This window comes from Mycobacterium kyorinense (assembly GCF_001672775.1).
GTDB classification, from domain to species: Bacteria; Actinomycetota; Actinomycetes; order Mycobacteriales; family Mycobacteriaceae; genus Mycobacterium; species Mycobacterium kyorinense_A.
The window spans coordinates 1-909 of sequence record NZ_LZKJ01000052.1; the positions used below are offsets into that span (position 1 = coordinate 1).

At 66.9% G+C, this 909-nt stretch carries 1 protein-coding gene; it reads left to right on the forward strand.

Annotation, left to right across the window (positions count from 1 at the left end):
- On the forward strand, positions 1-792 hold a 792-nt coding region (locus tag A5707_RS04940; RefSeq protein ID WP_065013405.1), incomplete at its 5' end, for a DHH family phosphoesterase.
- Positions 793-909 lie beyond the last annotated feature (117 nt).

Below are 909 nucleotides of genomic sequence, written 5' to 3' on the forward strand. Positions count from 1 at the left end.
CCGGGCGCCGGCCCAGCGGAACGACCCGGTGTCGGTCGTCAGCCCGGCATAAAGGCAGTGCGCGACCTCGACGTCGAGCTCGTGGTCACGGTGGATATTCCGAGCATCAACCGGCTCGGCGACCTGCGCGATATGGCCGGCAAGGGCCGGGAGCTGCTGGTGATCGACCACCATGCCTCCAATCAACTGTTCGGCACCGCCAATTTCGTTGACCCGTCGGCGGATTCCACCACGATGCTGGTCGCCGAATTGCTCGACGCGTGGTCCAAGCCGATCGACGTCGAGGTCGCGCACTGCCTTTATGCCGGGCTGACGACCGACACCGGGTCGTTCCGCTGGGCCGGCGCCCGGGCGCACCGATTGGCGGCGCGGCTCATCGAGCTCGGGGTGGACAACGCGGCGATCAGCCGAGCGCTGCTGGACACGCATCCGTTCAGTTGGCTGACGATGCTGTCGCGGGTGTTGGGTTCGGCGCAGTTGCTTCCCGACGCCGTCGAGGGTCGTGGGCTGGTGTATGCGGTGGTCGGGCACCAGGAGTGGATCGGCGCACGCGCGGAGGAAGTGGAAAGCATCGTCGACATCGTGCGCACCACGTCGCAGGCCGAGGTCGCGGCGGTGTTCAAAGAGGTTGAGCCGCAGCGCTGGTCGGTGTCGATGCGGGCCAAAAAGGCGGTGGATCTGGCCGTCGTGGCGTCGGCGTTCGGCGGCGGCGGACACAAGCTGGCCGCGGGGTATTCGACCACCGGCTCGATCGACGACATTGTTTCGGCACTCTGCGCGGCGCTTGCCTGAACCCATTCCGCGCGAGCGTGCTCAGTGTCATCGTGAGGGTGCTGCGTGCGGCGTGTCTGCGTGACGGTGGCCGTGTCGTGGTGGTTGGTTCTGGATCACCTGGTGTCTGACTCTGAG